The 4571-nt window shown below is 73.4% G+C and carries 5 protein-coding genes; all 5 read right to left on the bottom strand.

Annotated elements, in window-relative coordinates; genetic code table 11:
* Positions 1 to 250 precede the first annotated feature (250 nt).
* On the bottom strand, positions 251 to 1378 hold the full coding sequence (locus E4P40_RS26425) for a PLP-dependent cysteine synthase family protein (protein WP_135161283.1): 1128 nt from the start codon (positions 1376 to 1378) through the stop codon (positions 251 to 253).
* Positions 1379 to 1406: 28 nt separating this feature from the next.
* The gene (locus E4P40_RS26420; RefSeq protein ID WP_135161282.1) at positions 1407 to 1601 is read right to left on the bottom strand and encodes an RGCVC family protein; all 195 of its coding nucleotides are present in this window, start codon (positions 1599 to 1601) and stop codon (positions 1407 to 1409) included.
* Positions 1602 to 1707: 106 nt separating this feature from the next.
* A complete protein-coding gene (locus E4P40_RS26415) occupies positions 1708 to 2832 on the bottom strand; it encodes an ABC transporter ATP-binding protein (protein WP_135161281.1) in 1125 nt (374 codons plus the stop codon).
* The gene (locus E4P40_RS26410; RefSeq protein ID WP_245160611.1) at positions 2829 to 3722 is read right to left on the bottom strand and encodes an ABC transporter permease subunit; all 894 of its coding nucleotides are present in this window, start codon (positions 3720 to 3722) and stop codon (positions 2829 to 2831) included. Before E4P40_RS26410 ends, E4P40_RS26415 begins: the two co-directional genes overlap by 4 nt.
* Positions 3710 to 4571, bottom strand: an 862-nt coding sequence (locus E4P40_RS26405; RefSeq protein WP_245160610.1) for an ABC transporter permease subunit, incomplete at its 5' end; no start/stop codon positions are given. The genes E4P40_RS26410 and E4P40_RS26405, both read right to left, overlap by 13 nt.

The raw sequence follows: 4571 nt of genomic DNA, 5'->3' as shown, positions 1-4571 counted from the left end.
TACTCGTCCATCTCGTTGATGACGTTGTCGGCGCCGGCACGGGCGACGGTGTTGTCCGCCGGGTCCAGCTTGCGCTCGGTACCGGAGTCCGGGACCTGCTTGACAAGAACGACGATGTTCATCGCGCTGACCTTCCTCAGGACGCGTTCAGGACGCGGGCACGACGGCCCGCCTGGCTCCGATCATGGAGGTTACTGGCTGGTAACGCGGAGGGGCGGCGAGGGGCGGGTGACGACCGTCACGCGGCCGGTCAGCGGGCCGCCGTCCACTGGCCCGTCGCGGCGAATCGCCGCAGCGTGGCGGCGTGCGGAGCGAGATCGAGGCCCTGCTCCGCGACCCACTCGTCGGAGTAGTAGGTGTGCGCGTACCGCTCACCCCCGTCGCACAGCAGGGTGACGACGCTGCCCGTCCGCCCCGCCGCGAGCATCTCGGCGACGAGCTGGAAGGCGCCCCAGAGGTTGGTGCCGGTCGAGCCACCGGCGCGCCGCCCGGTCGCCCGCTCCAGCTCGCGCATCGCGGCCAGCGACGCGGCGTCGGGGACGCCGAGCATCCGGTCGACGATGGTCGGGACGAACGACGGCTCCACGCGGGGCCGGCCGATCCCCTCGATGCGCGACGGCCGTCCCGTCGTCCAGTCCGGCACCCCCGCCGCGTAGGCCGGGAGGAAGGCGGAGTTCTCCGGGTCGACGACGGCCAGCCGGGTCGGGTGCCGGCGGTAGCGCAGGTACCGGCCGATCGTGGCGCTGGTGCCCCCCGTGCCGGCGCCGACGACGACCCACTCCGGGAGCGGGTGCCGCTCGAGCGCGAGCTGCTCGAAGATCGACTCGGCGATGTTGTTGTTGCCGCGCCAGTCGGTGGCCCGCTCGGCGAAGGTGAACTGGTCGAGGTAGTGCCCGCCGCACTCCGCGGCGAGCCGGCGCGCCTGGTCGTACATGTCCGGCGCGCTCTCGACGAAGGAGCACCGGCCGCCGTGGAACTCGATCAGCGCGATCTTCTCCCGGCTGGTCGTCGCTGGCATGACCGCCACGAACGGCAGTCCGAGCATGCGGGCGAAGTAGGCCTCGCTGACCGCCGTCGAGCCGCTCGACGCCTCCACCACCGTGCTGCCCTCACCGATCTGCCCGGAGCAGAGCCCGTACAGGAACAGTGACCGGGCCAGCCGGTGCTTGAGGCTGCCGGTCGGATGGGTCGACTCGTCCTTGAGGTAGAGGTCGACGCCCCACTCCGGCGGCAGCGGGTAGAGCAGCAGGTGCGTGTCGGCACTCCGCCGGGCGTCGGCCTCGACGATCGACACGGCGCGGTCGACCCAGCTCCTGCCGTCGGGGTCGGAACGGTCGACGTCGGTGGCATCGGGGCCCGGTGCGGGGACGGCGTTCATCCCCGCATGATCACGCACCGACCGGCTCTCAGGACGACGGGCAGACGCATCCGCGGGGCGTGGCGTCGTCCGCCCGGCCCGCCGTGGCGCGGCAGAACCGCAGCGAGATGGGGTCGTGCGCGGCCAGCGGGTGCGGGCAGACCGCGCAGGCGGCCGCCGCCTCGTCGAGGGGGAGGCCCTCGTCGACGAGGCGGTCGGCGGTGGGGACGGAGGTGGTGCTCATGGGGAAACCTGACTGAGCCGGACCTGCCGGCACGCAGAAGGCGTGCTCCCGGTCCGGCACCGGCGCGGACAGCCGGTGCACGTGACGAACCAGAACGAGGTCGACGCTACGCCCCGGCGGGTGGCCCGGACGGTTCCACCCGCTCGGCCGGGACGACGAGCACGGGTCGGTCGGCGGGGGTGACGGTGACCGCCGTCCCCGGGGTGAGATCGGCGCTCCCCGCGCTGGCGACGTCCACCCGCACCTCGACGCCGTCGGCCAGTGCCACGAGGACACGCGTGGAGGCCCCGGAGAACGTGCGCGTGACGACGCGGCCGGTGCCGGCGGCGTCGCCGACGACGTGCAGCGCCTCCGGGCGGAGCAGCCCGACGACCGGTCCGGACGCCGGAGCGGCGCCGGCGACCGGACGACGCGTACCGAGCAGTTCGACCCCTCCCCCGGCGAGCACCGCGGGCAGCCGGTTCATCGTGCCGACGAACTCGGCGACGAAGGCCGTGGCCGGGCGCTCGTAGAGCTCGTCGGGCGAGGCCACCTGCTCCAGCCGTCCGGACCGCATGACCCCGACACGGTCGGCGACCGACAGCGCCTCGGCCTGGTCGTGGGTGACGAAGACGGTCGTGATGCCGAGCTCGAGCTGGATGCGCCGGATCTCCTCGCGCAGCTGCACGCGCACCTGGGCGTCGAGCGCGGACAACGGCTCGTCCAGCAGGAGCACCTGCGGAGCGACGGCCAGCGCGCGGGCCAGCGCCACCCGCTGCTGCTGGCCGCCGGAGAGCTGGTGCGGGTACCGGCCGCCTCTGTCGGCCAGACCGACCAGCTCGAGCAGCTCGGCTGCCCGGCCCGCCTGTTCGGCCTTGCCGCGACGGCGCACGCGGAGCCCGAATGCGACGTTCTCCGCGACGGTCAGGTTCGGGAAGAGGCTGTAGGCCTGGAACACCATGCCCATGTCCCGCTTGCTGGCCGGGGTGTCGGTGATGTCGCGGCCGCCGAGCAGCACCCGCCCGGCATCCGGCCGGTCGAAGCCGGCGATCGCCCGCAGCGCCGTCGTCTTCCCGCATCCCGACGGGCCCAGCAGGGCGAGGAACTCCCCCGCGTCGATGTCGAGGTCGAGCCCGTCGAGGGCGACCACCGAGCCGTACCGGCGGGTCAGCCCGTCGAGGCGGATGGGGACGCCCGGCCGCTCGCGCAGGTCGGCCGGGCCGGCGGTCCGGGGGGAGGCGGCGGTGGTCATGCGGTCTCCTTCGTGCCCCGCCGGCGGTCCAGCGCGGAGATGAGCAGCAGCAGCACCCAGGTGATCAGCAGCGACAGCACGGAGACGGCCACCGACAGCTGCGGCTGGGAACCGGAGATGCGGACGATCCAGGTCGGGAAGGTCTCGAAGCCGAGGATCGCGGCGATCGTGTACTCCCCCAGCACCAGGGCGAGGGTCAGGAACGAGGCGTTGAGCACCGACGTGCGCAGCACCGGCAGCACCACGGAGACCAGCACCCGGGGCCAGGACGCCCCGAGGTTGCGGGCGGCCTCGGTGAGCGTGCGCAGGTCGGCACCGCGCACGCCGGCGTCCAGGGCGCGGTAGACGAACGGCAGCGCGAGGACGACGTAGACCAGCACGAGGATCCACGGCAGCGACGGTTCCTGGAGGGCGAAGAATGCCTCCGCGAGCGGGGTGTTCAGGAAGTAGTCGGGCGCCCAGGCGAGCACGCTGCGCACACCCACGACGAGCGCGATCGGCGGCAGGACCAGCGGCATGAGGGTGAGCAGCTCGACCGCCGTCCGCAGCCGGGGCAGCCGCAGGTTCACGAGGACCACGGTCGGCACCATGAGCAGGAGCACGAGCACGACGGTCAGCCCGGCGATCACCAGCGACCGGGTGAACGCCTCGGCGAAGCCCTCGGCGCCCGGGATCGCCGCGTAGTGCCGGGCGGTCACGCCGCCCCGTCCGCGGTCGCGGATCGTGAACCAGACCGACGCGGCGATCGGGACCAGGAAGTACAGGCCGAGGACGGCGAGGACGGCGAACCGCCAGGCACCCGCGCCGCGCCGGCCCGGGCGGACCGGTGTCCCGGGCGCGACGCCGCCGGCCCCGGCGACGCTCTCGGCCAGCGCGGTCACGACAGCCACCGCTGGGTCCGGCGCTGCACCCAGGCGTAGAAGACCATCACCAGGCCGATCAGCACGACCATGCCGAGCGCGAGCGCCTTGCCGAGGTTCTCCGAGCCGACGATGACGTTGCTGGACAGCGCGTCGGCGATCTGCAGGGTGACCAGCGGGATGCTGCTGCCGACGAGCGCCCGGGCGGTCGCGTAGGCGGCGAAGGCGGACGCGAAGAGCAGCATCGTCGCGCCGATCACCGGCGGGGCCAGGACCGGTCCGCCGACGTAGCGCCAGTACTGCCAGCCGGTGGCGCCGAGGTTGTCGGCGGCCTCCCGCCACTGCGGCCGGAGCGCCTCCAGCGCCGGCACGATGGTGAGCACCATGAGCGGGATGAGGAAGTAGAGGTAGACCAGCGCCAGGCCCGTCATCGAGGCCAGCTTGAACCCGCCGACGCCGAGGCCGAGGGTGTCGGTCAGCAGTGCGGTGACGACGCCGGCGGTACCGATCGTGGCGAGGAAGGCGAACGCCAGCGGGATGCCGCCGAAGTTCGCCAGGACGCCGGAGGCGGTGAGCACCAGTCGACGCAGCAACCGCCCCCGCCGCGCGCGGAGCACCGCGACGGCCAGGGCCAGACCGAGGACGGCGCCGAGGACCGCGGTGATCACCGACAACTGCAGGCTGCCGACGTAGGCGCGGCGGTACGGGCCGTCGGTGATCGCCGCGACCGAGGCCGTCGACCAGCTGTCCTCGAAGGTCACCGGGTCGGTCGACCGGAAGGCCTCCACCGCCAGCACCGCGATGGGCAGCAGCAGGAAGATCGCGACGTACAGGAAGAACGGCAGCGCGCCGAGCACCACCAGCACACGGCCGCGCCGG

This window comes from Blastococcus sp. CT_GayMR20 (assembly GCF_004570345.1).
Note: the sequence above shows the minus strand (reverse complement) of the source record. Positions and strands in the feature narration are given on the sequence as shown.